Here is a 25,620-nt window from a genome sequence, read left to right on the forward strand (position 1 = left end):
CTGCCTTAGCTCCACCGCGCGGGGGAGTCTAGGATGGACGGGTGCCCCGCTCCTCGTCTTCGCCGCCGCGCGTCCCTGTCGAGGAGCGTCTGTTCAGCCTCGTGCTGGCGCTGCTCGCGACCGAGAACGGCCTGACCAAGAGCGAGATCCTCTCGACGGTGCAGGGCTACCGCCAGCGGTACGAGGTGCACGGCGACAACAGCAGCCTCGAGCGCCAGTTCGAGCGCGACAAAGACGACATCCGTGAGCTCGGCGTGCCCCTGGAGACCGTGGAGTCGCCCGAAGCCGCCGGCAACAACCAGCTGCTGAGGTACCGCATCCCGAAGGGTGCGTACGACCTCCCGCAAGACGTGGTGTTCTCTCCGGAGGAGATCACCCTGCTCGGCCTCGCCGCGACGGTGTGGCGCGAGGGCTCGCTATCGGGGGAGTCACGGCGGGCGTTGATGAAGCTACGCTCGCTCGGCGTGGAGGCCGACGACCCCGTCGTCGGATATGCGCCGCGGCTGCGCGCGCGGGAGAGCGCGTTCGAGCCGCTGAGCCAGGCGCTGGAGCGCCACGCCATCGTCACCTTCCCGTACCTCAAGCCCGGCGAGAGCGCGTCCCGCGTGCGAACGGTCGCACCGCTGGCGCTCGTGCAGCACCAGGGTCGCTGGCACCTCCAGGGCATCGACCAGGACGCACGCGGATCACGCACCTTCCTGCTCACGCGCATGGTCGGCCCGGTGAAGGTCACCTCGCGCACCTTCCAGCCGGAGGGCAGCGACTTCGCCGAACGCGCGCTGGAGGATCTCGAGCGGATCTGGACGGCGAACGTCGCCGAGATCGAGGTCACCGCCGGCACCGACGCCGCCACGCGGCTCCGCAAGCGCTACGGCGACGCGGTCCCCGCCGCCCACGACGGCGAGTCTTTCCGGCTCACCGTGAACTTCTCCGACATCAACGTCCTCGCCGACCAGCTCGCGGCGTTCGGGCCCGAGGTGCTTGTCGTCTCCCCGCCCGACCTGCGTGTGAAGGTCCTGGAGCGTCTCCTCGTCGTGGCGCAGGCGCACGAGGACGCAGAGGGGGAGTCCGATGGCTGAGCGCCGACGCCCGATGCAGGCCCAGGACAAGCTCGCCTTCCTGCTCGCCCTCGTCCCGTATCTCATGGACCGCGACCGGGTCAGCGTCGCGGAGGCGGCGGAGCACTTCGGCGTCGACGAGGAGAGCATGCGCGACGCCGTGCGGCTGATCGCGGTCTCCGGCATCCCCGGCGAGACGAACGCGTATCAGCCGGGCGATCTGTTCGACATCTCCTGGGACGACTTCGAAGAGAACGACCGCATCGTCCTCACGCACCAGGTGGCGATCGACGACTCCCCGAGGTTCTCGGCCAGGGAGGCCGCCGCGCTGATCGCCGGCCTCCAGTATCTGACCGCCCTGCCCGAGAACGCCGACCGCGACGTCATCGGTTCGCTCATGGCCAAGCTGGCGCGCGGAGCGTCGGCCGAGCCCAGCCAGGTGGCGGTGGCGCGCTCGGAGTCCGACGAGGCGCTGGCGACGATCCGCGAGGCCGTGATCGCCGGGACGCAGCTGGAGTTCGACTACCTCAACTCGCGCGGAGAGCGGGAGCGGCGCCGCGTCGATCCGTTGCGCGTCGAGTCCGCCGACCAGGACTGGTATCTGCGTGGCTGGGACCATCTGCGCACCGCGATCAGGACGTTCCGTCTCGACCGCATCGACGGCCTGGTGACGACAGACGACCCCATCACATACCGTCCGGGCGACCTCCGGCTGCCCGAGACGCTGTTCGAAGGCACCCCCGAGGATCAACTCGTCAGCGTCGAGGTGTCGGCCTCGGCCATCCAGCTGATCGAGGACTACATCCCGGAGGGCGCCCCACGCGAGGAGCGCGATGGCCGGGTGCGCACGAGCGTGCGCGTCGCCCACTTCCACGGACTCAAGCGGCTGGTCGCCGGTCTCGCCGGCGTGCTGACGGTGCTCGACCCTCCGGAGGCGCGCACGATCGTCGCCGAGTGGGCGCGTGCGGGCGCAGACCGCTACCGTTAGGCTCCCAGCATGCCGTGGTGGTCGTGGGTCGTCATCTGGGCCGTGCTGGTGCTCGGTCTCCTCGGCATGCTCGCGTATTTCGGGTGGTCGCTGTTCCGCAAGGTGATGGCTGCGGCGCGGGAGGCCGGCGCGCTGATGGAAAAGGCGGCGATCCTCAGCGAACGCTCGGGTGAAATGCGGTACGCTGAGTTTCACAGCGCGGTCTTCCAAGACCCGGACACCCTCCGGGCTGAACGGGAACAGACCATCGCCGATCGACGTGTCGCTCGGCAAGCTCGCAGAGATCAGCGAGTCCGGCGCGGTAAAATACTCGTCACAGCGGATCCGTTCCGCTACTCCTACTTAGGCAAAAGGACGTAAATCATGCTCGGCGGCCTCACCGGATGGCACCTGCTCATCATTCTCGCGGTCATCCTCCTTCTTTTCGGCGCGCCGAAACTGCCCGCCCTCGCCCGGAGCATCGGCCAGTCGATGCGCATCTTCAAGGGTGAGGTCGACGAGATGAAGAAGGACGGCAAGGAGGGCAAGGACGGCAAGAACAGCGGCGACGACGCCGCAGCTTCGTCCGCGTCCACCGACACGACCGATTCCAAGCCGAAGCAGTAACCGCGTGGCCTCCGCCAAGCGAGGCAAGAACCGCGAAGGCCGGATGTCGCTGGCCGAGCACTTCATCGAGCTTCGCAAACGTCTGTTCCGTGCCGCCCTCGGCCTCCTGGTCGGTGCGGTCGTGGGTTGGCTCCTCGCCGACCCCGTGATGAACGCGCTCCGCGGTCCGATCACTGAGATCGCCAAGCAGCAGGGCCGCGAGGCGATGCTCAACTACGGCACCATCACCGGTGCGTTCGACCTCAAGATGCAGGTCGCCATCACCATCGGTGTCGTCATCTCGAGCCCTGTCTGGCTCTGGCAGATCTGGGCGTTCTTCGTCCCGGCTCTCACCCGCAAAGAACTCAAGTACGCGTTCGGCTTCTTCTTCACGGCGGTGCCGCTGTTCATCGCAGGCGGCGTCGTGGGCTGGCTGCTCGTCCCGCACATGGTGGGCCTCCTGACCAGCTTCGCCCCCGAGCAGGACTCGGCGATCATCGACGCCAAGACCTACATCGACTTCGTGACCAAGTTGGTGATCGCTGTCGGCGTCGCCTTCGTGCTCCCGGTGTTCCTGGTGCTGCTCAACTTCGTCGGCGTGCTCAGCGCCAAGTCGATCATCGGCTCCTGGCGCTGGGCGATCATCCTGATCGCGTTGTTCACCGCGATCGCCACCCCGGCGGCCGACGTCCTCTCGATGTTCCTGCTTGCCGTGCCGATGGTAGTGCTCTATTTCGCCGCGTACGCCGTGTCGTGGATGCACGACCGCCGTGCCGCGAAGGCCGCGATGAAGCTGGAGGCCGAGCTCGCGGCATAGGCTGGTCGCGTGACCGACCAGCAGCAGCTCTCTCCGGCCGAGCGCTTCGCCGCCTCTCGGCAGCGCGCCCGGCAGCCGCTCCTCGAAACCTTCCGGACCGGGCTGCGCTTCGACCTCGACCCGTTCCAGCGCGAGGCGTGCGCGAGTCTCGAGAACGGGCGCAGCGTGCTCGTCGCGGCCCCGACGGGTGCGGGCAAGACGATCGTGGCCGAGTTCGCCTTGTTCCTGGCCATGCGCGAGGCGAACGCGAAGGTGTTCTACACGACCCCGATGAAGGCGCTGAGCAACCAGAAGTTCCAAGAGTTCGTTCAGGAGTACGGCGCGGAGTCGGTCGGCCTCCTCACCGGCGACACGAACATCAACTCGCATGCCCGCATCGTCGTGATGACGACCGAGGTGCTGCGCAACATGCTCTATGCCGACTCCGACCTGCTGGCCGATCTGGCGTACGTGGTGATGGACGAGGTGCACTACCTGGCCGACCGCTTCCGCGGCGCCGTCTGGGAGGAGGTCATCATCCATCTGCCCCCTGCGGTGCGCATGGTCTCGCTCAGCGCGACCGTTTCCAACGCGGAGGAGTTCGGCGATTGGCTCCAGGCGGTGCGCGGCGATACCGACGTGGTCGTCTCGGAGGAGCGGCCCGTCCCGCTGGAGCAGCACATCCTCATGCGCTCCAAGCTCATCGACCTGTTCGACTCGTCGGGACTCGCCGCGACCAACCGGGTGAACCCGGAGCTGGTGCAGATGGCGCGCTACGGCGGCCGTGTGCTGAGCAGCCGCCAGATGAAGGACGTGGGCCGCTACCACTCGCGCGGAGGCCGGCCCGACACCTACCGGATGAACCGGGCCGATCTGGTGCGCCTTCTCGGCGAGCACAATCTGCTGCCGGCGATCTTCTTCATCTTCAGTCGCAACGGCTGCGACGCGGCCGTCCGGCAGACCCTCCGGGAGGGCATCCGGCTGACGGAGGCGCGCGAGCGCGAGGAGATCCGGGCGATCGTCGAGGAACGCTGCCGGACCCTCCTCGATGAGGACCTGGCGGTTCTCGGCTACTGGGAGTGGCTCGAGGGCCTCGAGCGCGGCGTGGCGGCGCACCATGCCGGACTGCTCCCCGCATTCAAGGAGGTCGTGGAGGAGCTCTTCCGCCGCAAGCTCGTGAAGGTCGTGTTCGCGACCGAGACGCTCGCGCTCGGCATCAACATGCCCGCTCGCACGGTCGTCCTCGAGAAGCTGGAGAAGTTCAACGGGGAGTCGCGCGTACCGATCACGCCGGGGGAGTACACCCAGCTCACCGGACGCGCGGGCCGTCGCGGCATCGATGTCGAGGGTCACTCCGTCATCCAGTGGGAGGACGGCCTCGACCCGCAGTCGGTCGCCTCTCTGGCCTCCCGCCGCAGCTACCCGCTGAACTCGAGCTTCCGCCCGACCTACAACATGGCGGTCAACCTCATCGACCAGTTCGGGCGGCCGCGCACCCGCGAGATCCTGGAGTCGTCGTTCGCGCAGTTCCAGGCCGACCGCGCCGTCGTCGACCTGGCCCGCAAGGTCAAGCAGCAGGAGGAGTCGCTCGCGGGCTACGAGAAGGCGATGCAGTGCCATCTCGGCGACTTCCGGGAGTATTCGCGGATCCGCCGTGAGCTCAGCGATCTGGAGAAGAAGGGTCAGCGCGTCGAGAACGCCTCCCGCTCGGATCGAGACAAGCGGCAACGTCAGCTGGCCGCGCTTCGCAAGCGGCTGCGCGAGCACCCGTGCCACCGCTGCCCCGATCGCGAGCAGCACGCCCGCTGGTCCGAACGCTGGTGGAAGCTCAAGCGCGAGACGGATCGGCTGAGCGCGCAGATCCAGTCGCGAACGGGCGCGGTGGCGAAGGTCTTCGACCGTGTCTCGGATGTGCTGCTGGAGCTCGGCTATCTCACCGAGGAGGACGGCGACACGAGCCTGACGGTCCACGGGCGCACGCTCAAGCGGATCTACGGCGAGCGCGACCTCCTGGTCGCCGAGTGCTTGCGCCGCGGCGTGTGGAAGGAACTGGACGCGCCGAGCCTGGCCGCGATGGCGTGCGCCCTGGTGTTCGAGCCGCGTCGCGACGAGGGCCTCGCCCACGATCGGAACCTGCCGCGCGGCGCGTTTCGCCCGGCCCTGGATCGCACCACCGATCTCTGGGCTCGGCTCGACGATCTCGAGCGCGCGAACCGGCTGCCCGGGAGCGACCCCATCTCCACGGCACTCGCCCTCGCGATGTACCAGTGGGCTCGCGGGGCGGCGCTGGACGTCGTGCTGCGGGAGGCCGACATGGCCGCCGGGGACTTCGTGCGCTGGTCCAAGCAGACGATCGATCTGCTCGATCAGCTCTCGCTCGTCGCCCAGGGCAACGTCGGGCGGACGGCACGGCAGGCGCTGGAGTCCATCCGCCGGGGAATCGTGGCCTACTCGGCTGTGGCGTGACCGAAGGCGGCGGTCAGGCAGAGCGGTGCGGTCAGCCTGAGCGGAGCGCCGAGCCGGATGCCTTAGGCTCTCCCTTCGTGACCCGATCGCTGCGCGCCTCCCTTCCGCGTGCTCCGCTGCCGTTGTGGCTCGCAGTGCTGGTCGCTCTGGCAGCGGGACCAGTGCTCGACGCCGGGTTCCCCGACCGCGACTGGTGGCCGCTCACGTTCCTCGGCATCGGGATGGTGCTGCTCGCTCAGCGCGGCCGCCGCGCCGGCTCGGCGTTCCTGGTCGGCTGGCTGGCCGGAGAGTCGTTCTACCTCGTCCACGTGTCGTGGACCGCCCTCTATCTCGGACCGGTGCCGTGGGTCGCATTGTCGACGCTCGAAGCGCTGTTCTGGGGCGTCGGGGGCATCCTGATCACCCTGGCCTACCGCTGGGTGCCACGCGCCTGGCCCCGTGTCTCCGGGCGGCTCGGACTCGTCCCGGTGATCGTCGCAGGGCTCTGGGTGCTGCGGGAGTACGTGACAGGCAACTGGCCCTACGGCGGATTCTCCTGGGGCCGGGTCGCCGAGTCGCAGTCGCAGAGTCCGTTCGCTCCGCTGACGGCGTGGTTGGGCATCTCCGGTGTGAGCTTCGTGATGGTCTGGCTGGTCGCGTTGATCGTCGAAGCGGCATTCGCCATCGATGTGCGCCCGCCCCTGCGCGCCGTCGTGGCTGCCGGGGCGATCGCGCTCGTGCTCGCCGTACCCTCCTGGCCGGCGACGACGCACGGGACGACCCGCATCGCGGCCGTGCAGGGCAACGGGCCGGCGGGCTTCTTCGATCCGCACAACGTGCCGTACGCCGTGCTGAACGCGCAGGTCGAGGCGACCCAGGCCATCCCGATGCGTGAGGTGACCGGCGATCGAAAGGTCCGAATGGTGGTGTGGCCGGAGGGCTCGGCATTGCCCGACCCGACGCGCGACCCGGCGAGCGCCGCCGCGCTCGACGCCCTCGCCCGCACGTTCGGCGCTTCGTTCATCGTCGGCACGATCACGTACCGCGACGGCAACTACTACAACACGTCGGTGCAGTGGGAGGCCGGCACGGGTGCCGTCGACTTCTACGACAAGAAGCACCCGGTCCCCTTCGGCGAATACGTGCCCGACCGGTCGTTCTGGCGGCCGTTCGCGCCTTCACTGATCGACCTCATCTCGCGCGACTACACGCCGGGAACGCGCGACAACGTGTTCGACGTCGACGGCGTCCGCACCGGAATCTCGATCTGCTTCGACATCGTCGACGACCAGCTGCTCACCGACATGATGCAGGGTGGCGCCCAGGTCATCCTCGCCCAGACGAACAATGCCGACTTCGGCGAGACGGACGAGAACCAGCAGCAGCTCGCCATCGCGCGCCTGCGCGCCATCGAATCGGGCCGGGCTCTGGTGAACATCTCGACGGTCGGAAGCAGCCAGATCATCGCTCCGGACGGCCGCACGATCAGCGACATCCCGCCGTTCGAGCCCGGGCACATGGTGGCGGACGTCCCGTTGGGTACGACCACCACGCCGGCGACGCTCCTCAGCAGGGGGATCGAGTACCTGGTCGCAGGCCTCGGGATCTTCGGTCTGATCGTCGCCGCGCTCGGCCGCCGCCGGCCGGATCCGCACAGCACGAAGCCCCTCCCACTGCGAGGGTGAGAGGGGCTCAGGCGGTCTGCGACGTCAGGCGCTGTACTTGTGCTCGCTGGTGCCGCGGCGCGCGCGCAGGTACTGCAGACGCTCCTCGAGGAGCTCTTCGAGCTCGGCACGGGTGCGGCGCTCCAGGAGCATGTCCCAGTGGCTGCGCGGCGTCTTGACGTCCGAGTGGTCGATCTCGACCGGCTTGTCGTCGATCAGCAAGCGGGCCTCGTGGCCGCAGTGCTTGCACTCCCAGGCATCGGGAGCCTCTGCCTCGGCGGAGAAGACCATTTCGGTCTCCTTGCCGCAGTCGGGGCACAGATAGGTGTAACGGGAACGCGGAGAGTAGACGACGCCTTCTTCACTTTGTAAGCTCTGAGCGCCAAGTCTCATTCCGCGCAAACTGCGATCTGCCATCGTGTGGTCTCCTCTTCGCGCGAATCCTCACTTTTATAAACCAACAAGCTGGGGATTATCTTTCCACGGAGCCCCTCACTCTCAGTGGCCTCACAGCGTCGGGACAGGCTGGAACCTCAGATCCGCGTGCTGACCAGGTTTTTCAAGAGATCGCAGCGATTGGTGACGATGCCGTCGACGCCGAGATCGAGCAGCCGGGTCATGTCAGCCACGTCGTCGACCGTCCAGACGTGCACTTCGGTTCCCGTGCGGTGCACGGCGCGGATCGTGCGTGCTGTCACGAGGCGGACTGGGCCGCGCCGCTCCGGGATCTGGACCGCCGTGAACGGCCGCAGAGCACGTGCGGTCAGACGCCGGATGCCGAGCTTGGCGCCGACGAGCGCCGGAAGGAACTCCGAGACCGACGGCGAGACGGCGACCCCGGGGAGGCCGACCGCAGCTGCCGTCCGGCGCGCCGCCGAGAAGCTCGTGAGGAGCACCCGGTCGCTCGCCCGCGCAGCGACGATCGCCTCGGCGGCGGGAGCCGCGGCACGCTCGTCCTTGATGTCGATGTTGAATCGGGCCTCCGGGAACGCGTCGAGAGCCTCGGCGAGCGAGGCCAGGCTCTGGCCGTGTTTGAGCGGGATGCGCCGCAGCTCGGCCATCGTGAGCTGCTCCACGCGCACGTCGCGTCCGGCGATCCGGGCGAGGTCGGGGTCGTGGCTGATCACCGCGACACCGTCTGCCGAGCAGTGCACGTCGGTCTCCAGATGCGTCGCGCCGGCGCTCAACGCCTTGAGGAAGGCGAGGAGCGTGTTCTCCGGCGCGTCGATCGCAAGGCCGCGGTGCGCGATGATTCGCGGCCGCGGCCCGTCGAGGAACGTCACGCCGGGGGAGCGGCCTGTGCCGATGCGGGCACGATCCCGGGGCCGTCCGGCGAGGCGGCTGCGGCACCCTTCGGTCCGAACGCCTGGCCGATGCCCTTGAGGGCCTCCGTGAGCTCGCTCGGGATGACCCAGAGCTTGTTCGCCGAGCCTTCGGCGAGCTTCGGCAGGGTCTGCAGATACTGGTAGGCCAGAAGCAGGTTGTCCGGGTTGCCTTCGTGGATGGCCCCGAACACCGTGGTGATCGCCTTCGCCTCGCCCTCGGCGCGGAGCACGGCCGCCTTCGCGTCGCCCTCCGCCTTGAGGATCGCTGCCTGGCGCAGGCCTTCAGCATTGAGGATCTCGGATTGCTTCGTGCCCTCGGCCGTCAGGATCAACGCACGGCGGTCGCGCTCGGCGCGCATCTGCTTCTCCATCGAGTCCTGGATGGACACGGGCGGGTCGATCGCCTTCAACTCGACGCGCGATACTCGGATGCCCCATTTGCCGGTGGCTTCGTCGAGCACCAGGCGCAGCTGGCCGTTGATGTTGTCGCGGCTGGTCAGCGCGGCCTCGAGGTTGAGCCCACCGACCACGTTACGCAGTGTCGTCGTGGTGAGCTGCTCGACGGCGCCGAGATAGTTGGCGATCTCGTACGTCGCAGCACGCGCATCGGTGACCTGGAAGTAGACCACCGTGTCGATGGAGACCACGAGGTTGTCCTCGGTGATCACCGGCTGCGGCGGGAACGAGACGACCTGCTCGCGAAGGTCGATGAGCGGGCGCACCTTGTCGATGAACGGGACGACCACGTTCAGGCCCGGGGTGAGCGTCTTGTGATAGCGGCCGAGCCGTTCGACCACCCCTGCCCGTGCCTGCGGGATGATCCGGATGGCACGGAACAACGTGACCAGCACGAAGATCGCGATCACCAGGATGATGATCGAGACCACGATGGTCACGACGAGCTGGGTGACATCGGTCACGGGATGCTCCTCTCGGTGCGGCCGTCGGCTCCCGCCGACACAGGTGATGGGGCGACGACGGCTGTCGCGCCTTCGATGCTCAGGACGATGACATGCTCGCCCGGCACGAGCTCGACGGGCCCGCCCGACGCCGTCGAGAGGCGCGCGGTCCACGTCTCGCCGACGGCGAGCTTGACCAGCCCGGTAGTGCGGGAGACGGTCGACACGACGACCCCCGACATCCCGATCAGAGCGTCCACATTGCTCTTGGTCGGGTCGCCCCCGCGCTTGAGCCTGTGCAGGAGCGGCGGCCGGATGCCGAAGAGCAGCACGATCGACAGCGCCGCGGCGATGATGAGCTGGAGCCACCACGGCGCCCCGAAGAGACCGGAGATCAGGCCGCCGAGGCTGCCCACCGCGATCATCAGGAAGACGAAGTCGAGCGTCAGCATCTCGATGATCACGAAGATCAGGATGAGGACCAGCCATGCGATCCAGGCGAACGATGTGATGTCCATCAGCGGCCCCCTCCCAGCATTCGCTATGTCCCTAACTTAATACGAAGCTAGCATCACAGCGCTCGGCCGCAGGGAACCCACTTGGTAGTCTCAGAAAGCCGTGTCGTCCAACGCTCTAGGAGTTTGAAGTGTCCAACCCGTCCGCGTCCGCCAGCCCGCTCGAGCCCGGCAGCCTCACCGGCAAGCGCGCCCTCGTCACCGGTTCGTCGCGCGGCATCGGCGCCGACACCGTGCAGTACCTCGCCGACGCCGGCGCGTCCGTCGCGATCAATTACCGCAACAAGGAGGCGCGCGCCGTCAAGCTGGCCGACGCCATCCGCGAGAAGGGCGGCACGGCCATCACCGTCGGCGCCGACCTCACCGACGCCGAGTCGGTCGCGGCACTGTTCCGGTCGGTGGCAGACGCGTGGGGCGGCCTCGACATCCTGGTGCTCAACGCATCGGGGGGCATGGAGTCGGGAATGGCCGAGGACTACGCCATGCAGCTCAACCGCGACGCCCAGGTCAACGTCTTGAACGCCGCCGTGCCGCTGATGGGACCCGGCTCCCGAGTGGTGTTCGTCACCAGCCACCAGGCTCACTTCATCCGGACCACGCCGACCATGCCCGAGTACGAGGCGGTGGCCCTCAGCAAGCGGGCCGGCGAGGACTCCCTGCGTGCTCTCATCCCCGGTCTCGCCGAGAAGGGCATCGAGTTCGTCGTCGTCTCCGGCGACATGATCGAGGGGACGATCACGGCGACTCTGCTCAACCGCCTGAACCCGGGCGCCATCGACGCCCGCAAGGAGGCAGCGGGCCGCCTCTACAACGTCGGCGAATTCGCGGCCGAAGTGGCGGCCGCCACCGTCGAGCCCGTCCCGGCCGACCACACCCGCCTCGTCGGGGACGTGTCGAGCTTCGAGCCGGTCGCTGAATGAAGCCGTCCGATCTCGACCTCCTGAACGGCGTCTCCCGGCCCACCGTGCACCCGGGAGGCGCACGCGCGGTCGTCTCGGTGACGCATCCGTCGCTCGCCGCCGACGCTTCGGTGGGGCAGCTCTGGAACATCCCGCTCTCCGGTCACGCGGCGCCGCGGCGGCTGACGCGCGGCTTCCGCGACACCGCACCGCGGTTCTCGCCGGACGGACGCCTGATCGCCTTCCTGCGCTCGGCGCCGAAAGCGCCGCCTCAGCTCTACGTGGTGGACGCAGCAGGCGGCGAACCCGTCGCGGCCACGGATCGCACGCTCGGCGTGACCGAGTTCGCATGGGCCCCGGACGGCCGCACGCTGGCCTTCGTGAGCCGCGATCCGGAACAGGGACGCTACGGAACGGTGGAGGGCATCGCTCCCGACGCGGAGCGCCCCCGCCGCATCGACACGGTGAAATATCAGCAGAACGGGCTCGGCTACATCACAGACCGCCGCGCACATGTCTATGTCGTGCCGGTCCCCGATGTCTGGGCCGAACCTGCGATCACGCCCATCGCGGAGCCGGACGGCTCGGTCGCGCCCGCGCCGACGCTCGCCGCACCTCGAGCGCTCACCTCGGGCGACTGGGACGACACGACCATCGCGTTCTCGCCGGACGGCGCCACACTCGCTTTCGTCTCGGCACGCCACGACAGCCGCGACCACGACCTGCGCTCGAACCTCTTCCTCGTCGCGCTCGACGGCAGTGGCGACCCCGTCGACGTGACGGGGGAGCACGGCAGCTTCTCGATCGTCGCGGTGTCGTTCGGGCTGAACGGCGCTCTCTACTTCACCGCGCAGGACGTGGGCGAGAGCGGCCGGGACTTCGTCGCCAGGAACACCGCGCTCTACGTGATCGATCGCCCCGGCTCCGCCCCACGGCGGCTGACGGATCCGGAGACGGTGGACCTCACCGAGTCGGAGATCGTCGCGTTCCGGGACGACAGCGCGCTCGTGACCGACCGGCGCCGCGGGGCCCTGGTGCTGACGGAGATCGGCGCGGACGGTTCCGCCCGACGCCTCACCGACGACGCGACCGTCGTCAACGGGGTCGGCACGGCGGGCGACACCGTCGTGGCCAGCATCGCGAACGCCGACACGGCGGGCGATGCGGCGGTGATCGACGACGAAGGTGTGCGCACGCTGACGGACTTCTCGCACGACCTGCGCAGGGCGGGCATCATCGCCCCGCGCGAGCTCACGGTGGAGGGACGCGACGGCTATCCGATCCACGGCTGGGTCGTCGCCCCGCGGGGCGCCGGGCCGCATCCAGTGCTGCTCAACATCCACGGCGGCCCGTTCGCGGCCTACACCGGAGCACTGTTCGACGAGGCTCAGGTGTACGCGGCCGCAGGCTACGCGGTCGTGATGTGCAATCCACGCGGATCGGCGGGGTACGGGCAGGAGCACGGCCGCAGCATCCGGCAGCGGATGGGGACGGTCGACCTCGACGACGTCCTCGACTTCCTCGACGGCGCCTGCGCCGAGGTGTCTGGCCTCGACGCCGAGCGCGTCGGCGTCATGGGGGGCTCCTACGGCGGATACCTCACCGCGTGGACGATCGCGCACGACCACCGCTTCGCCGCTGCGATCGTGGAGCGCGGCTTCCTCGATCCGGCTGCATTCATGGGCACGAGTGACATCGGCAGCTTCTTCAGCGACGAGTACACGGGGACCGACCCTGCCCTGATCGCCTCCCAGAGCCCGCAGGCCGTCGTCGACCGCGTCGCCACGCCCACGCTCGTCCTGCATTCGGCCAACGACCTCCGATGCCCGCTCGGCCAGGCGGAGCGCTACTACGCCGCTCTGAAGCGTAACGGGGTGGAGGCCGAGCTCGTGATCTTCCCGGGTGAGGACCACGAGCTCAGTAGGGGCGGCCGCCCCCGGCACCGCCGCGAACGCTTCGAGATCATCCTCGACTGGTGGCAGCGCCACCTTCCGGTGCGGGGCGGCCGGCGCTAGGCGGCCGCCGGAGCGGCGGTGGTCGCCTTCAGCGCATCGCGGCCGAAGGTGAATGCGCGGACGATCCCGATGATCCCGAGCACGATCAACGCGATCGCCGCGAAGAGGATGAGGAAGGCCGCTGACGACGCCGGCAGGAAGAGCACCACGAGTCCGGCGATGATGCTGAGGATGCCGTAGGCGATCGCCCAGCCGGACGATGCGGCGCGTCCGGACTCCACCAGCGCCATGATGCCTTCGATGATCCAGCCGACGCCGATGAACGCCAGCGCGAAGATGACGAGCACGGTGGCGGCGGTCGACACGTTCTTGAGAGCCACGATGCCGGCGAGAACGAGCAGGACGCCCAGGATGATGTTGAGCGTCCGGATGCCGCCTCCGATTCCGCGGGCGAAGATCCCGACACCGAGGCGCATGATCCCGGAGATCACGAAGTAGATGCCGAGGAAGACGGCGAGCACGGCGATGGTCTTGGCCGGCCAGAAGAGCAGGACGACGCCGAGGATGACCGCGACGGCGCCGCTGATCCCGAACACGGCGCGGATGCCGTTGATCGCCGAGCGCGTCATCTCCGACGCGTCGAGGGAGAAATCGTGGACGGCGGACTGCAGTGGATCGGTGGAGGACATCGCGCACACCCTTTCAGAGTCTGCGGCCACGGCGTTCCGGGGCCGTTATGCACACAATACTGAAAACGCGCTGTGAACATCAGACCTCATTTCGCGATTCGGCCGCGCTCGGGGGAGCACGCGCGGGGTCGGGGGCACCTGGTTAGATCGAGGTGGAGACCCAGCGGACGGAGCACACGAATGACAACGGCTACCCCAGCGACCACTTCGGCGACCGTCGGGTCGGGCGGCGAAGCGGCGGACGCCCACGACGTCATCAGGGTGCGCGGCGCGCGCGAGAACAACCTCAAAGACGTCAGCGTCGACCTCCCGAAGCGTCGACTGACGGTGTTCACGGGCGTGTCCGGCTCGGGCAAGAGCTCCCTCGTCTTCGGTACCATCGCCGCCGAGTCGCAGCGGCTCATCAACGAGACGTACAGTGCGTTCGTACAGGGCTTCATGCCATCGCTCGCGCGTCCCGACGTCGACGTACTCGAGGGTCTCACGACGGCGATCCTCGTGGATCAAGAGCGGATGGGCGCCAACGCGCGGTCGACCGTCGGCACCGTCACCGACGCGAACGCGATGCTGCGCATCCTCTTCAGCAGGCTCGGGCAGCCTCACATCGGCTCGCCGCAGGCCTTCTCGTTCAACATCCCGACGGTGCGGGGGAGCGGGGCCATCACGATCGAGGGCAAAGAGGGCTCCACGGTCCGGCGCACCTTCGAGCAGACCGGCGGAATGTGCCCGCGCTGCGAGGGCATGGGCACGGCCTCCGAGATCGACCTCACTCAGCTGTACGACAAGACCAAGTCGTTGAGCGGAGGGGCGATCACGGTGCCTGGCTACACCGCCGACGGCTGGTCTGTGCGCATGTTCAGCGAGTCGGGCTTCTTCGATCCGGACAAGCCGATCCGCGATTACTCCGAGACCGAGCTCCACGACTTCCTCTACAAAGAGCCGCTGAAAGTGAAGATCAACGGCATCAACCTCACCTACGAGGGCCTCGTCCCGCGGGTGCAGAAGTCGATGCTGTCCAAGGACGTCGACGCGATGCAGCCGCACATCCGGGCGTTCGTCGAGCGCGCGGTGACCTTCGCCCCGTGTCCCGAGTGCCACGGAACCCGGCTCAACGAAGGAGCGCGTTCGTCGCTGATCGGCGGCGTGAGCATCGCCGACGTGTGCGCGATGCAGCTCAGCGACCTCGCCGAATGGGTCCGGCGGCTCGACGAGCCGACGGTCGCCCCGCTGCTCGCGAACCTTCAGAGCACGCTCGACTCCTTCGTCGACATCGGTCTCGGTTACCTCTCGCTCGACCGGCCTTCCGGCACGTTGTCGGGCGGGGAGGCCCAGCGCACCAAGATGATCCGGCATCTGGGGTCGTCGCTGACCGACATCACGTACGTCTTCGACGAGCCGTCGGTCGGACTGCACCCGCACGACATGCAGCGGATGAACGAGCTGCTCGTGCAGCTGCGCGACAAGGGCAACACCGTGCTCGTGGTCGAGCACAAGCCGGAGATGATCGCGATCGCCGACCACGTCGTCGACCTCGGGCCGCGAGCGGGTACGGCCGGGGGAGAGATCGTCTACGAGGGCACGATCGAAGGTTTGCGTGGGAGCGGCACGCTCACCGGGCGGCACCTCGACGACCGTGCGTCGGTCAAGCACGCCGTGCGCGCGCGGACGGGGGTGCTGGAGGTCCGAGGAGCCGGCGAGCACAACCTCCGGGACGTCGACGTGGACATCCCGTTGGGTGTCCTGGTGGTCATCACGGGTGTGGCGGGTTCCGGCAAGAGCTCGCTCATCCACGGCTCGGTCGGCACGCGCGACGGCGTCGTCTCCATCGACCAAGCGGCCATCCGCGGCTCGCGGCGCAGCAACCCGGCGACCTATACGGGACTGCTGGAGCCGATTCGCAAGGCGTTCGCGAAGGCGAACGGCGTGAAGCCGGCACTCTTCAGCGCGAACTCGGAGGGCGCCTGCCCGAACTGCAACGGCGCCGGCGTCATCTACACCGATCTGGGCGTGATGGCCGGCGTCTCCACCGTCTGCGAGGTGTGCGAAGGCAAGCGCTTCGACGCATCAGTGCTGGAGTACCGGTTCGGCGGACTCGACATCAGCGAGGTCCTCGCGCTGCCGGTCGACGAAGCTGAGGCGTTCTTCGCGAGTGGCGAGAGCCGCCTCCCCGCAGCTCATGCCATCCTGCAGCGCCTCGCCGACGTCGGTCTCGGCTATCTGACCATCGGCCAGCCGCTCACGACGCTGTCGGGAGGTGAGCGCCAGCGGCTCAAGCTCGCGACGCACATGGCAGAGAAGGGTGGCGTCTACGTGCTCGACGAGCCGACCACGGGCCTGCATCTGGCCGATGTCGAGCAGCTGCTCGGCCTCCTGGACCGCCTGGTCGACTCCGGCAAGTCGGTCATCGTCATCGAGCACCATCAGGCCGTGATGGCGCACGCCGACTGGATCGTGGACCTCGGCCCCGGAGCCGGGCACGATGGGGGCCGCATCGTGTTCGAGGGCACGCCCGCAGAGCTCGTCGCGGCGCGGTCGACGCTCACCGGTCAGCACCTGGCAGAGTACGTCGGAGCCTGATGTGCGTCAGCCGGAAGCGACAGCGCTCCCGGTCAGTTCGTGGCGGGAATACGTGTAGACGAAGCAGTAGTACATCCGGTCTCCGGAGGCCCACGACGCGGAGGTGTCGGCGTAGCGCAGGTCGATCTGCACGTCCTCATTCCAGACAGCGACCCAGTCCCAGTCGAGATGCTGCTCGCAGAGGTCGCCGACCTGTGCGTCGAGCGCGTCCTTGCCCGGGAACGTCGCGCCGGACGACTGGGGGAGCTCGCCCTTCGAAAGCAGTTGGGCGATATGCGGAGACGCGCAGTCGATCACCGGGTACGCGTCGGCGGTCTTCGAGGCGTAGGTCTGCAGACAATCGCCTGCCGTGAGCGTGCCCACCGGTCGGAACGGCATCGTTGCCGTCGGCGGCGTGGGGGTCGAACGGGCGGGAAGGTCCAGGGGAGCGGGCGCCGGGTTCAGGTGCGGGGCAGCGTTCTGCGAGGACGGCGCCGACGATGCGACCGCGCGTGCGTGGCTCGATGGTGGCGCGAGAGCGAGCGCTGCAGCCCCCGCGAAAGCCACCAGCACGGAGGCCGTGATCGCCACCAGGACGATCCAGCCCCGCCGCGACAGGCCGTCGGACGTGCCGGCAGCCGGTGGCTCGGTGTTACGCGACCGACTGAGTCTCACCGCTTCATCCTACGATCGTGCGCGTCGGAGGCCGCACCGCTGCGTCGGTCATGGTTCGATGATCGTGAGCGACGCGACGATCCGCTCGAGGCCCCAGCGCCAGGCGCGGTCGACGTCTCCACCGAGACCGAACAACCCACCGAGCTCCATGGTGATGAACCCGTTCGCCCACGCCGTGACGAGACGCGCACCGGCCAGGGCATTCTCGGGGCCGGTGAGCGCCGTCACGGCGTCGAGCAGAGGCGCGGCGCTGCGTGCCACCGCCGCAGGCTCCGGCCGCGGTGTGCCATGGGCGGCGAAAACGAGGCCGAAGCCCACCGGATGGTCGTGAGCGAATCTGCGAAGAGCATCGGCCTGTGCCAGGAGTTGTCGGGTGGAGTCGGGTTCGGCCGCCGTCGCCGTGAGGCGATCGGTCAGATCTTCGAGCGTGGCCGCTACGACGAGCGCGAGCAGTTCGCGGCGATCGCGGACCCGCTTGTACAGCGACGGGGCACGGACGCCGACGCTCTGTGCGACGGCCTGCATGGTGAGGCCGTCCAGTCCGCTGTGCTCGATGAGGCGGCGTCCTGCGGCCACGATCGCCGCTCGCGAGGTCTTCTCGGGGGTGGGCATGCTTGCATCTCCTCTCGATGGCTAACTATCATAGCCATCATGGAACTCGCACCCGGTCTTCGCCGCATCGGCAATGACATCATCGCCGTCCATCTCGTCGTGACCGACGACGGGATGACCCTCATCGACACGGGGCTCCCGGGCCACTACAACGACCTCAAGAAGGAGCTGGCCCGCATGGGCCGGCCGCTCTCCGACATCAAGGGAATCGTGCTCACGCACGGCGACAGCGATCACACCGGCTTCGCCGAGCGACTGAGAGCGGAGCTGGGGATCCCGGTCTACGTGGGCGCCGCCGACGCAGCGCGGGCGATGGGGGAGAAGCCGCCGTCGCCGCCGAAGGATCCCCGCAAGCTCTGGCCAGTGGTCGGATTCTTCGCGTACGCGATCCGCAAGGGCGGCGTGCGGATGCCCGCCGTCAAGGAGGTCGTAGCTGTCTCGGACGGTGACGTCCTCGAGTTGCCCGGCGCGCCTGTCATCATCGGGATGCCGGGCCATTCACCCGGGAGCGTCGCCATTCACGTTCCTGTGGTGCGGGCCGTGTTCGTCGGCGACGAGCTCACCACGCGGAGCGTGCTGACCGGCGAGACGGGACCGCAGCCCGCGCCGTTCACGGACGAACAGGCGGAATCGTCGGTCTCGTTGGAGCAGCTGACCGGCCTCGACGTCGACTTCGTGATCCCGGGCCACGGGCCGGTGTGGACGCAGGGTGCCCCTGCGCTCATCACGGCATATCGAGAGGCCGAGAAGCGACACAAGAGGAGCAGATCGAAAACCTGAGGCGTTTGGCTTTTCGCTGATAATGCACATTATGTCAGTTAGAGTCGGCGTCTTGCCATCCGTCGTCAATCGCCTGGTCTCCATTCGGCGGACGGCGCCGGTGCTCGCGCCGATCCAACTCGTCCCGGAGCGCGACGAAGAAGCGGTCGATTTCACCCAGCCGTCGGGTGTACAGCAGCGTCTCGGCACCGCCGACACGTCCGACTGCGTCGAACTCCACTCGCGTGTGCCCAGCATCTACGGGAACGAATCGAAGCTGCGGCGCGAAGAACGCGTAGCCACCAATTATCTGCGCGAACGGATCCCGCAGGCTGGTCCCTCGGAGTGCGTCGCGAACGAAGTTCTCCATCTCCTCGAACGGCACCGGGACGACCTCGCTCGGGATGTGCCGCGGTACGACCGCCTTCTTCCGGAAGTTGCGCAGAATGCGGTTCTTCTGTGGCTCAAGCTCGCTCACGACTGAATCGTACGCCGGGGCAGGATCAGCAGCCTTTTCCAGCCGACACCACGTGGACCAGTGCAAACCTGCGGATCGTGCCGCGTCAGTTGTTCAAAAGCGGATAATCACCTCCCCCAGTAGCGTGCAGCACAGATGAGGCGTCGAACCGTTCCCTTTGCTCGACCGACCGGTCTATCCTGGCCCCGACCGAGCACCACGACCGTCGATTCGGGGGCGAAATGGACGTTTTGGGAACCGATCGGAACTACGCGAGCCTGTCGATCGCGGACCTGATCGAAGCACGCGACCTCTACCACTGGCACCTGCTGAACAAGAAGAACGTCGTCGGGACGGCGCTCGGGCTCTACCTCATCCGCAAGAGCGACCCATGGCCGAGTGACGACAGGACTCCCACGAAACGGCGGCCGCGGGCGACCGGTGCCGCCGAACGCACATTCGAGAACTCCGAGGTGCGCGACTACTCGTGGCCGTGCATCCTCGTGCTCGTGGACGATTGGGTCGCCGCCGACCAGTTCGGCCCGGCCGCCGATCAGCAGTCGCCGGAGGACCTCGTCCCGAAGACGCTCTACCTGCCGGACGGCCGCACGGTCCCCGTCTGCGTGGTCAAGGTGACCAGATCAGCGCCGGACGACTCCCTTCTCCCGCCGCGCACCTGGCCGAGATCCCGCGTCGGCGGCGGTTTCCCGCTCGTGAGCACGACGCAAGGCGTGCAGAACGTGGCGAGCGCGGGCACGCTCGTCACCGACGGGCACACCGTGTTCGCGCTGACCAGCCGGCATGTGGCCGGCCCAGCGGGCAGCCCGGTCTCGAGCATCCTCCAGGGCGCGATGACGGAGGTCGGACATTCCAGCGCCCGGCAGCTCACGCGCAAGCCCTTCGCCGAGGTATACCCGGAATTCTCCGGGCGACGGACCTTCCTGACTCTCGACGCCGCGCTGGTGGAGGTGAACGACGTCACCGAGTGGACGTCGCAGGGCTACGGACTCCCCCGCGCAGGTGGTCTCGCCGACCTCAACGAGCTCAACATCGGCGTGCGGCTCATCGGCGCGCAGGTCCGCGCCTTCGGGGCGGCCTCCGGAGAGCTCCGCGGCCGCATCGCCGCGCTCTTCTACCGGTATCGCAGCATCGGCGGGTACGACGACGTCACAGACTTCCTGATCGCGCCGCTCCCCGGAGAGCAGAACTCCCGGCCGGGCGACTCCGGGACGGTGTGGTACCTCGAACAGGCCGACGAGGCCCCTCTGCGCCCGATCGCCGTGCAGTGGGGCGGCCAGAGCTTCCTCGCCGCGACGGGCGACAATTTCGACTTCGCTCTGGCGACCAACCTCACCAATGTGCTCCGCCTGCTGGATGTCGAGTTGGTCGTCGACTACAACACCGGGCCCCAGCCCTATTGGGGGAAGACCGGCCACTACACGATCGCCTCCTTCGCCTGCGAGGAGGTGACGCCGGCGAAACTCGCGAAGCTGATGACGGCGAACATGGACCGCGTGAGCTTCAGCATCGCAGGTCTCGGCCATACGGCGATCGACAAGGCCACCATCGCGGCCAAGAAGAACGGGGGGCTGGTCCCCCTCGCCGACGTACCCGACCTGATCTGGAAGAACCTGCCGAGCGCCGTGAAGGGCGGCCGCGACACGGCGTTCCGCACCGGGCCGGAGCATCCCACCCACTTCGCCGACATCGACGAACCGCTGAACGGTACGACACTGCGTGAGCGGTGCATCCAGGATCCGGTGAACGTCGCGGTGCCCGTCTGGCAGGACTACTACACGCAGCTCGGGCACACCGAGTCGGACAAGCGCGGCCTCCTGCCGTTCCGGGTCTGGCAGTTCTACGACGCGATGGTGGCCGCTGTGACGGCGAAGGACGTCGGGGCCTACGTCGCCGCGGCAGGACTCGTCGCCCACTACGTCGGCGACGCCTGCCAGCCGTTGCATGGATCCTTCATGGCGGACGGGCTCGCCGACGGCACCGGCCAGGGGGTGCACTCGGCGTACGAGTCCACGATGATCGACCGCCACGATGTCGAGATCGTGGCCGGGATCACCGACGCCGTGAAGACGGGCAAGCCGGCCGCCGATGTCCGCTCCGGCGCGGAGGCCGCGGTCGCTGTGGTGCAGCTCATGGACCGCTCGGCGAAAGCCGTCGATCCGCTCACGCTGGTCAACGCGTACGCGGCCGTCGCCACGAAGCCGGGCGACTCGTCCGTGACCGTGACGGACGCCCTCTGGTCGCAGTTCGGCCCGCAGACGATCGCGCTGCTGGTCGACGGCGCGCTCACCCTCGCGCAGATCTGGCAGAGCGCGTGGAACGCGGGAGGCGGCAAAGCGATCGCCTCCGCACAGCTCGCCGCCATCGCACCCGACGTCCTCCAGCATCTCTACGAGGACCCGACGTTCGTCCCCTCGCTCGATCTCGACAGCATCGGCGCGGTCCTCGTGCAGTGAGTTCGGGGCGTCCTCGCTGCCGTCGGTCAGAGAGGAATCCTCTCGGTGGCCGCGCCGCTCTCCCAGCCGGCCGCCTTGCGAACCGCCCGGGCGAGGTCCGTCGGCGAGGTCGTCGACGCGTCGAGCACGAGGTCATGCGCATCGAAGCCGTCGAGGATCGTCGAGAGCTCGCCAACGCGCGCGAGATGCCAGTCCAGGCTCTCCGGGTCGCCGCGATGGCGGGCTCGGAGCCGTGACTCCGCGACGTCCGGACGTACCGTCAACCGGCAGACGAGCATTCCCGTCGAGTCCAGTGCCTCGGTGTAGCGCGCGATCTCGAGCGGGTCCTCGATGACTCCAGCGAGAATGAACCGCCGCGCCCCGGCCTCCCGATAGTTGGTCGCCAGGCTGCGGAGGTTCCGCAGCTCGAGTTCGTGGTTGAAGCGGTCCCCCGCCGGCGACGGGCTCAGCCGCCGGATCTCGTCGAGGTCGATCACCGCGTGCGCAAGCGGCTCGGCGGCGCTCAACGCGTCGGCGAGCGTCGACTTGCCCGCGCCGACCGTTCCGTTGATGAAGACGCTGTCCATCCCCCTCCGCTCCCTCTTCCTCGGCGCCGACGCTCAGAGCGAACGGGTCACGCCTTCCGCATCCTCAGCACGCCCCACAGGATCAGGCCCACCGTGATGGCCAGGCTCGCCAGTCCGAACCATACCGAACCGATCTGCAGGATGATCGGCACGCTGAGAGCCGTGAGGATTCCTCCACCCAGGATCGGCTCGTAGGTGAGCTGCTTATAGCCGTAGGCACGCGCGGCGGCTGTTGCGCGGGCCGGATCTGCCATGTCGGCGAGGACGAAGCCCGTCGCCACGTTCCCCTGCGACTGCCCGTAATCGGCGATGGCGTGCTCGAACCAGTCGACGCGATGGATGCGCGGACCCAGCCACAGCATCCCGACCACACTCCACGCGAAGGCGATCGCGGTGAGGATGACGAGGCTCGGGATGTTCGCCCCGAGCGCCGCCAGCGACATGGTGCCGATGGCGGCGGCGATCAGGATGTCGAGGGCGAGCGTCGTGATGTCGTTCACCGTGCGTCGTTCGACGAGCTCCTCCTTGCGCGCGGCGGTGAGCAGCAGCTGCACGACGAATCCGCCGATGACCGTGAACGGAAACAGTGGGAAGTCATCGAAGAGGTCCGACCCGAGCGCGTTCGCCCCGAAGCGCAGCAACTCGAGGATGAGCAGCCCCAGAGCGATGGCGAGAGCGATCGCCCCGAAGCTTCTGCTGATCGAGCCGAGGCCGATGTCCGCCGGATCCGTGTCGCCGCTGTTCGGCGCGACGAAATGCTCGGCGTCCGTGGCCGGGTGCACGCGTGACGTCCGGGCGACCGCGATCCGGGGGCTGCGGATGGCGTAGTTGACGAGGATGGAGCCGCCCACGACGCCCGTGATCATGCTGATGGTCGCCAGGCCGAGCCCGATGTCCACCACCTCGGACGCGCCGGCACTGTGCAGGATCTCCCCCATGCCCGCTATCGTGCCGTGACCGCCGGCGAACGACAGCTCCAGGATGGAGCCCGCGGCATCCGGGAGGCCGAAGAACGGCTTCAGGAGGAACGCCACCGCGAGCGCACCCAGCGCGAACTGCCCGAACGAGAACACGCTGCCGAGGATGAAGTGCGGCGCCGACTCCCGCCAGAACGTCCGCACCGACGGAAGCCGCTTGCCGAGCATGACCCCGGCGAAGACGATGTTGATCATCAGGCCGGGCAGGCGCGAGAGCACGTCGGCGATCGGCGGCGGCATGACACCGGAGGTCCCGGTCAGCGCACCGAGCACCTGGGGCCCGAGCAGCAGGATCAGGAAACCCGCGATGACGCTGACCGGGATGTACAGCGTGCGCAGCAGACCCGTGTAGCGGCGGACGAGCGTCCCCACCAGGAGCACGATGCCGAGGAACACGAACGACAGTGCGACCCACTGGGCGCCCGAGAAGTCACCCGTCGTCAATCGTCACCCTCAATCGTCGTCTGAGGCCAGGAACGCCTCGTGGTGATAGCCGTCGTCGTTCAGGATCGCGACCGTGGACTCCTCCACCTCGACGAACGCCCCGGGGAGGTCGTTGAGCGGCTCCGACACCACCACCTTCGCCTTGTCGCCGAACACCTCCAGCCGTGCGGCGTCCGGATACATCTCGCGGAGCTCGGGAATCGCGACCGAGTGGTACAGACTCCGGCTGCGGCGAGCGGTCGAGTAGCGGAACGCCCACAGCGTCTCGCCGTCGGACAGCGCCAGGGTGCCCTGCATCGGGAAGCGGATCCCTTTGGCCTTGCCGACCTCCTCCACCCGGCGCACCGCCTTGCCCATCGCCGCGATCGGGTCCTCCTGGAGGCCGAGGGTGAGCGCCAGGTAGAAGAACACCTCCGAGTCGGTGGTTCCGTGGATCAGCGGGTACAACGACTCGTCGACAGAGAACGCCAGGTCTCGCTTCATCTGGGTGAAGCCGTCGAGGAAGCCGTTGTGCATGAACATCCAGTTCTCGTAGCGGAACGGATGGCAGTTGGTCTGCTGGATCGGCGGCCCGCCTGCTGCCCGCACGTGGCCGAAGAACAGCGGGCTGGCGATCGAGTTGGTCAGCTCGCGCAGGTTCTCGTCGTGCCAGGCCGGCTCGATCGAGTGGAACAGCGCGGGAACACTCCCCGCCGTCGAACCTTCGGGATACCAGCCGAACCCGAAGCCGTCGCCGTTCACGGTCTCCGCCCCCAGCGGCGAGTTCAGGGACTGCGCGACGAGCGAATGCTGAGCGTCCAGGATCAGGACGGCAGGCTTGAGAGCCTCCCCCGAGTATGCGAGCCATCGACACATGACGTCCACCTCTCCGGACCGAGCGGCTCGATCCGCGAGCACCATAACCCGCCGACCACTCCCCTGGGAATGGCCGCCGCGGTCGTTCGTTCAGCATTCGCTCAAAGTAATATGTCAAACTTGAAGTGCGGAATACCCGTTCCGTCTTTCTCGCGCTGACTACTCTGAAACGAGGCTCACCCCGTGCTCCGATTCACGCCATCCGCTCACATGCTCATCGCTACCGGGCTCGTTCTCGGACTTGCAGCCACCTCGACCCTGACGGTCTCCGTGACTCCGGCTTCCGCAGTGCGGCACACCGACGCGACAGCGAACGTGTCGACGGCCGTCGCGCAGCAACTCGCGGTCGACGATGACGGCGACCTGTCGGTGTTCGGCGTCGCGCGCGACCACTGGGGCGTCGTCGTCCCGCCGGCCGTCGTCTGGCCGGTGGCGGGCGCGTCCGTCTCGGACGGGTTCGGGCACCGGGAGGCGCCGACCGCGGGCGCGTCGACGGAGCACCCCGGTGTCGACTTCGCCGCCCGGCAGGGCGCCACGGTACGCACCGCGGCCTCCGGAATCGTCAGTAGCGTGGTGACGCACGACCGCGGCGGCTGCGGCGTGAACATCGCCATCGACCATGTCGCGCGCGGCCAGCAGGTCACGACGCGATACTGCCACCTCGCCGAGGGCTCGGTTCGCGTGACACCCGGCCAGAACGTCGTGGTCGGCGATGCGATCGCTGCGGTCGGCAGCACGGGGGTCTCGACGGGAGCGCACCTGCACTTCGAAGTCCGTCCCGGTGGCGGCGCGCCGATCGACCCAATGGCCTGGCTCGAGGCCCTGTCGGCCTGAGGCCGGTGCGACGGAACCGTCGCGTCACCGCGTCACCACGTCACCGCGGCGGCGCGAGTCGGTCGTCCGTCGTGTCGTGCGTGGGCACGATGACCACCGGGCGCTCCTGATCGTGAGCGAGGTGAGCAGCGACCGACCCGCCGAGCCACTCCTCGAGCGCGCGCTCCACGCCCCTCCCCCGCGTTCCGACCACGAGGAGGCGGGCGTCGAGCTCCACCGCCAGCCTGCCGAGGGCCTTTCCCGGGTCGCCGGCGAGGATGCGCAGGATCCACAGAGACTGCCGCCCGTCGTCGCCAGCCGACCCGAGCGCCGCGCCGATGGCGCCCGCGAGCTCGAGCGCGATGTTCTCCTCTTCGGAAGCCACATCGACGGGATGCAACGATGCGGCCTCGCGCACGTCGGCCCGGTCCCATTCGGTCAGGTAACTGTCCTCGGTGACATACGCGCACACCAGCGGGCGGTCGAGCGCTGCGGAGAGCCGCGCAGCCTCCCGGACCACCGCGGCGGACTGGTCCGGGTGCACGCCGACGATCACGGCACCGCGCGTCGACTCATCGCTCATCGTCGTCGGACCGCGCCCGGTCTCGTCCCGG

25 protein-coding genes are annotated in these 25,620 nt (G+C 68.3%); 13 read left to right on the forward strand and 12 right to left on the reverse strand.

Annotated elements, in window-relative coordinates; translation table 11 throughout:
• Positions 1-41: 41 nt before the first annotated feature.
• The 7 genes from AC0HS0_RS17375 (at position 42) to lnt (ending at position 7,557) form a co-directional block, all read left to right on the forward strand.
• Complete coding sequence (locus AC0HS0_RS17375) at positions 42-1,079, forward strand: helix-turn-helix transcriptional regulator (RefSeq protein WP_472965400.1); 1,038 nt, start codon at positions 42-44, stop codon at positions 1,077-1,079.
• Positions 1,072-2,046: a helix-turn-helix transcriptional regulator gene (locus tag AC0HS0_RS17380; RefSeq protein WP_472965401.1), complete on the forward strand. Its 975-nt coding sequence runs from the start codon at positions 1,072-1,074 to the stop codon at positions 2,044-2,046. Before AC0HS0_RS17375 ends, AC0HS0_RS17380 begins: the two co-directional genes overlap by 8 nt.
• Before the next feature lie 9 nt (positions 2,047-2,055).
• Entirely contained in the window at positions 2,056-2,406 is a 351-nt protein-coding gene (locus AC0HS0_RS17385; protein WP_472965402.1) for a hypothetical protein, read from the forward strand.
• 3 nt (positions 2,407-2,409) lie between these two features.
• Complete coding sequence (gene tatA, locus AC0HS0_RS17390) at positions 2,410-2,652, forward strand: Sec-independent protein translocase subunit TatA (protein WP_472965403.1); 243 nt, start codon at positions 2,410-2,412, stop codon at positions 2,650-2,652.
• 43 nt (positions 2,653-2,695) lie between these two features.
• On the forward strand, positions 2,696-3,448 hold the full coding sequence (gene tatC, locus AC0HS0_RS17395; protein ID WP_472965553.1) for a twin-arginine translocase subunit TatC: 753 nt from the start codon (positions 2,696-2,698) through the stop codon (positions 3,446-3,448).
• Between the two features lie 9 nt (positions 3,449-3,457).
• Positions 3,458-5,893, forward strand: a complete 2,436-nt coding sequence (locus AC0HS0_RS17400; RefSeq protein WP_472965404.1) for a DEAD/DEAH box helicase — start codon at positions 3,458-3,460, stop codon at positions 5,891-5,893.
• Positions 5,894-5,970: 77 nt separating this feature from the next.
• On the forward strand, positions 5,971-7,557 hold the full coding sequence (gene lnt / locus AC0HS0_RS17405; RefSeq protein ID WP_472965405.1) for an apolipoprotein N-acyltransferase: 1,587 nt from the start codon (positions 5,971-5,973) through the stop codon (positions 7,555-7,557).
• Between the two features lie 24 nt (positions 7,558-7,581).
• On the opposite strand, the gene AC0HS0_RS17410 is transcribed toward lnt, so the two are convergent.
• The 4 genes from AC0HS0_RS17410 to AC0HS0_RS17425 all read right to left on the reverse strand — a co-directional run bounded on the left by AC0HS0_RS17410 (position 7,582) and on the right by AC0HS0_RS17425 (position 10,278).
• A complete protein-coding gene (locus AC0HS0_RS17410) occupies positions 7,582-7,953 on the reverse strand; it encodes an RNA polymerase-binding protein RbpA (RefSeq protein WP_055916293.1) in 372 nt (123 codons plus the stop codon).
• Positions 7,954-8,069: 116 nt separating this feature from the next.
• Positions 8,070-8,819, reverse strand: coding sequence for a glycerophosphodiester phosphodiesterase family protein (locus AC0HS0_RS17415; RefSeq protein ID WP_472965406.1), 750 nt, complete (start codon positions 8,817-8,819; stop codon positions 8,070-8,072).
• The gene (locus AC0HS0_RS17420; protein ID WP_472965407.1) at positions 8,816-9,781 is read right to left on the reverse strand and encodes an SPFH domain-containing protein; all 966 of its coding nucleotides are present in this window, start codon (positions 9,779-9,781) and stop codon (positions 8,816-8,818) included. The genes AC0HS0_RS17415 and AC0HS0_RS17420 overlap by 4 nt, the downstream gene beginning before the upstream one ends.
• On the reverse strand, positions 9,778-10,278 hold the full coding sequence (locus tag AC0HS0_RS17425; protein WP_472965408.1) for an NfeD family protein: 501 nt from the start codon (positions 10,276-10,278) through the stop codon (positions 9,778-9,780). Before AC0HS0_RS17425 ends, AC0HS0_RS17420 begins: the two co-directional genes overlap by 4 nt.
• Positions 10,279-10,406: 128 nt before the next feature.
• Between AC0HS0_RS17425 and AC0HS0_RS17430 the strand changes: the two genes are divergently transcribed.
• Together AC0HS0_RS17430 and AC0HS0_RS17435 are read left to right on the forward strand one after the other, a co-directional pair.
• Positions 10,407-11,195, forward strand: a complete 789-nt coding sequence (locus AC0HS0_RS17430; protein WP_472965409.1) for an SDR family oxidoreductase — start codon at positions 10,407-10,409, stop codon at positions 11,193-11,195.
• On the forward strand, positions 11,192-13,189 hold the full coding sequence (locus AC0HS0_RS17435) for a S9 family peptidase (RefSeq protein WP_472965410.1): 1,998 nt from the start codon (positions 11,192-11,194) through the stop codon (positions 13,187-13,189). The genes AC0HS0_RS17430 and AC0HS0_RS17435 overlap by 4 nt, the downstream gene beginning before the upstream one ends.
• On the opposite strand, the gene AC0HS0_RS17440 is transcribed toward AC0HS0_RS17435, so the two are convergent.
• Positions 13,186-13,818 carry an HdeD family acid-resistance protein gene (locus AC0HS0_RS17440; RefSeq protein WP_472965411.1) on the reverse strand — a complete coding sequence of 211 codons (633 nt, stop codon included), beginning with the start codon at positions 13,816-13,818 and terminating at the stop codon, positions 13,186-13,188. The two genes, AC0HS0_RS17435 and AC0HS0_RS17440, sit on opposite strands and share 4 nt — an antisense overlap.
• 180 nt (positions 13,819-13,998) lie before the next feature.
• Between AC0HS0_RS17440 and AC0HS0_RS17445 the strand changes: the two genes are divergently transcribed.
• Entirely contained in the window at positions 13,999-16,395 is a 2,397-nt protein-coding gene (locus AC0HS0_RS17445; protein WP_472965412.1) for an ATP-binding cassette domain-containing protein, read from the forward strand.
• A 6-nt stretch (positions 16,396-16,401) separates the two neighbouring features.
• Here AC0HS0_RS17445 and AC0HS0_RS17450 read toward each other — a convergent pair whose 3' ends face one another.
• Positions 16,402-17,049: a septum formation family protein gene (locus AC0HS0_RS17450; protein ID WP_472965413.1), complete on the reverse strand. Its 648-nt coding sequence runs from the start codon at positions 17,047-17,049 to the stop codon at positions 16,402-16,404.
• A gap of 48 nt (positions 17,050-17,097) precedes the next feature.
• On the reverse strand, positions 17,098-17,661 hold the full coding sequence (locus AC0HS0_RS17455; RefSeq protein ID WP_472965414.1) for a TetR/AcrR family transcriptional regulator: 564 nt from the start codon (positions 17,659-17,661) through the stop codon (positions 17,098-17,100).
• A 39-nt stretch (positions 17,662-17,700) separates the two neighbouring features.
• Here AC0HS0_RS17455 and AC0HS0_RS17460 point away from each other — a divergent pair, with 39 nt between their 5' ends.
• Positions 17,701-18,441, forward strand: coding sequence for an MBL fold metallo-hydrolase (locus AC0HS0_RS17460; RefSeq protein ID WP_472965415.1), 741 nt, complete (start codon positions 17,701-17,703; stop codon positions 18,439-18,441).
• Between the two features lie 34 nt (positions 18,442-18,475).
• On the opposite strand, the gene AC0HS0_RS17465 is transcribed toward AC0HS0_RS17460, so the two are convergent.
• Positions 18,476-18,898: a hypothetical protein gene (locus tag AC0HS0_RS17465; RefSeq protein ID WP_472965416.1), complete on the reverse strand. Its 423-nt coding sequence runs from the start codon at positions 18,896-18,898 to the stop codon at positions 18,476-18,478.
• A 221-nt stretch (positions 18,899-19,119) separates the two neighbouring features.
• Between AC0HS0_RS17465 and AC0HS0_RS17470 the strand changes: the two genes are divergently transcribed.
• Entirely contained in the window at positions 19,120-21,351 is a 2,232-nt protein-coding gene (locus tag AC0HS0_RS17470; protein WP_472965417.1) for a Nal1-like putative serine protease, read from the forward strand.
• Between the two features lie 26 nt (positions 21,352-21,377).
• Here AC0HS0_RS17470 and AC0HS0_RS17475 read toward each other — a convergent pair whose 3' ends face one another.
• The 3 genes from AC0HS0_RS17475 to AC0HS0_RS17485 are packed head-to-tail and all read right to left on the reverse strand — an operon-like array spanning position 21,378 to position 24,193.
• Positions 21,378-21,917: an AAA family ATPase gene (locus AC0HS0_RS17475; RefSeq protein WP_472965418.1), complete on the reverse strand. Its 540-nt coding sequence runs from the start codon at positions 21,915-21,917 to the stop codon at positions 21,378-21,380.
• A 47-nt stretch (positions 21,918-21,964) separates the two neighbouring features.
• On the reverse strand, positions 21,965-23,338 hold the full coding sequence (locus AC0HS0_RS17480; protein WP_472965419.1) for a sodium/glutamate symporter: 1,374 nt from the start codon (positions 23,336-23,338) through the stop codon (positions 21,965-21,967).
• 9 nt (positions 23,339-23,347) lie between these two features.
• Positions 23,348-24,193, reverse strand: coding sequence for a class II glutamine amidotransferase (locus AC0HS0_RS17485; protein ID WP_472965420.1), 846 nt, complete (start codon positions 24,191-24,193; stop codon positions 23,348-23,350).
• Positions 24,194-24,463: 270 nt separating this feature from the next.
• Here AC0HS0_RS17485 and AC0HS0_RS17490 point away from each other — a divergent pair, with 270 nt between their 5' ends.
• Positions 24,464-25,027 (forward strand): M23 family metallopeptidase, encoded by a 564-nt coding sequence (locus AC0HS0_RS17490; protein WP_472965421.1) that lies wholly within the window; start codon positions 24,464-24,466, stop codon positions 25,025-25,027.
• A gap of 40 nt (positions 25,028-25,067) precedes the next feature.
• On the opposite strand, the gene AC0HS0_RS17495 is transcribed toward AC0HS0_RS17490, so the two are convergent.
• A complete protein-coding gene (locus AC0HS0_RS17495; protein ID WP_472965422.1) occupies positions 25,068-25,589 on the reverse strand; it encodes a universal stress protein in 522 nt (173 codons plus the stop codon).
• Between the last annotated feature and the right edge of the window lie 31 nt (positions 25,590-25,620).

Source organism: Leifsonia sp. PARNA 1/14, assembly GCF_055720965.1.

What these genes read in the sequence shown, in the direction of transcription:
- AC0HS0_RS17455 (WP_472965414.1), bottom strand. Translation starts at nt 17,661, where the DNA reads ATGCCCACCCCCGAGAAGACCTCGCGAGCGGCGATCGTGGCCGCAGGA.
- AC0HS0_RS17485 (WP_472965420.1), bottom strand. Translation starts at nt 24,193, where the DNA reads ATGTGTCGATGGCTCGCATACTCGGGGGAGGCTCTCAAGCCTGCCGTC.
- tatA (WP_472965403.1), top strand. Translation starts at nt 2,410, where the DNA reads ATGCTCGGCGGCCTCACCGGATGGCACCTGCTCATCATTCTCGCGGTC.
- tatC (WP_472965553.1), top strand. Translation starts at nt 2,696, where the DNA reads ATGTCGCTGGCCGAGCACTTCATCGAGCTTCGCAAACGTCTGTTCCGT.
- AC0HS0_RS17495 (WP_472965422.1), bottom strand. Translation starts at nt 25,589, where the DNA reads ATGAGCGATGAGTCGACGCGCGGTGCCGTGATCGTCGGCGTGCACCCG.
- AC0HS0_RS17475 (WP_472965418.1), bottom strand. Translation starts at nt 21,917, where the DNA reads ATGGACAGCGTCTTCATCAACGGAACGGTCGGCGCGGGCAAGTCGACG.
- AC0HS0_RS17425 (WP_472965408.1), bottom strand. Translation starts at nt 10,278, where the DNA reads ATGGACATCACATCGTTCGCCTGGATCGCATGGCTGGTCCTCATCCTG.
- AC0HS0_RS17460 (WP_472965415.1), top strand. Translation starts at nt 17,701, where the DNA reads ATGGAACTCGCACCCGGTCTTCGCCGCATCGGCAATGACATCATCGCC.
- AC0HS0_RS17435 (WP_472965410.1), top strand. Translation starts at nt 11,192, where the DNA reads ATGAAGCCGTCCGATCTCGACCTCCTGAACGGCGTCTCCCGGCCCACC.
- AC0HS0_RS17410 (WP_055916293.1), bottom strand. Translation starts at nt 7,953, where the DNA reads ATGGCAGATCGCAGTTTGCGCGGAATGAGACTTGGCGCTCAGAGCTTA.
- AC0HS0_RS17470 (WP_472965417.1), top strand. Translation starts at nt 19,120, where the DNA reads ATGGACGTTTTGGGAACCGATCGGAACTACGCGAGCCTGTCGATCGCG.
- AC0HS0_RS17440 (WP_472965411.1), bottom strand. Translation starts at nt 13,818, where the DNA reads ATGTCCTCCACCGATCCACTGCAGTCCGCCGTCCACGATTTCTCCCTC.
- AC0HS0_RS17385 (WP_472965402.1), top strand. Translation starts at nt 2,056, where the DNA reads ATGCCGTGGTGGTCGTGGGTCGTCATCTGGGCCGTGCTGGTGCTCGGT.
- AC0HS0_RS17445 (WP_472965412.1), top strand. Translation starts at nt 13,999, where the DNA reads ATGACAACGGCTACCCCAGCGACCACTTCGGCGACCGTCGGGTCGGGC.
- AC0HS0_RS17380 (WP_472965401.1), top strand. Translation starts at nt 1,072, where the DNA reads ATGGCTGAGCGCCGACGCCCGATGCAGGCCCAGGACAAGCTCGCCTTC.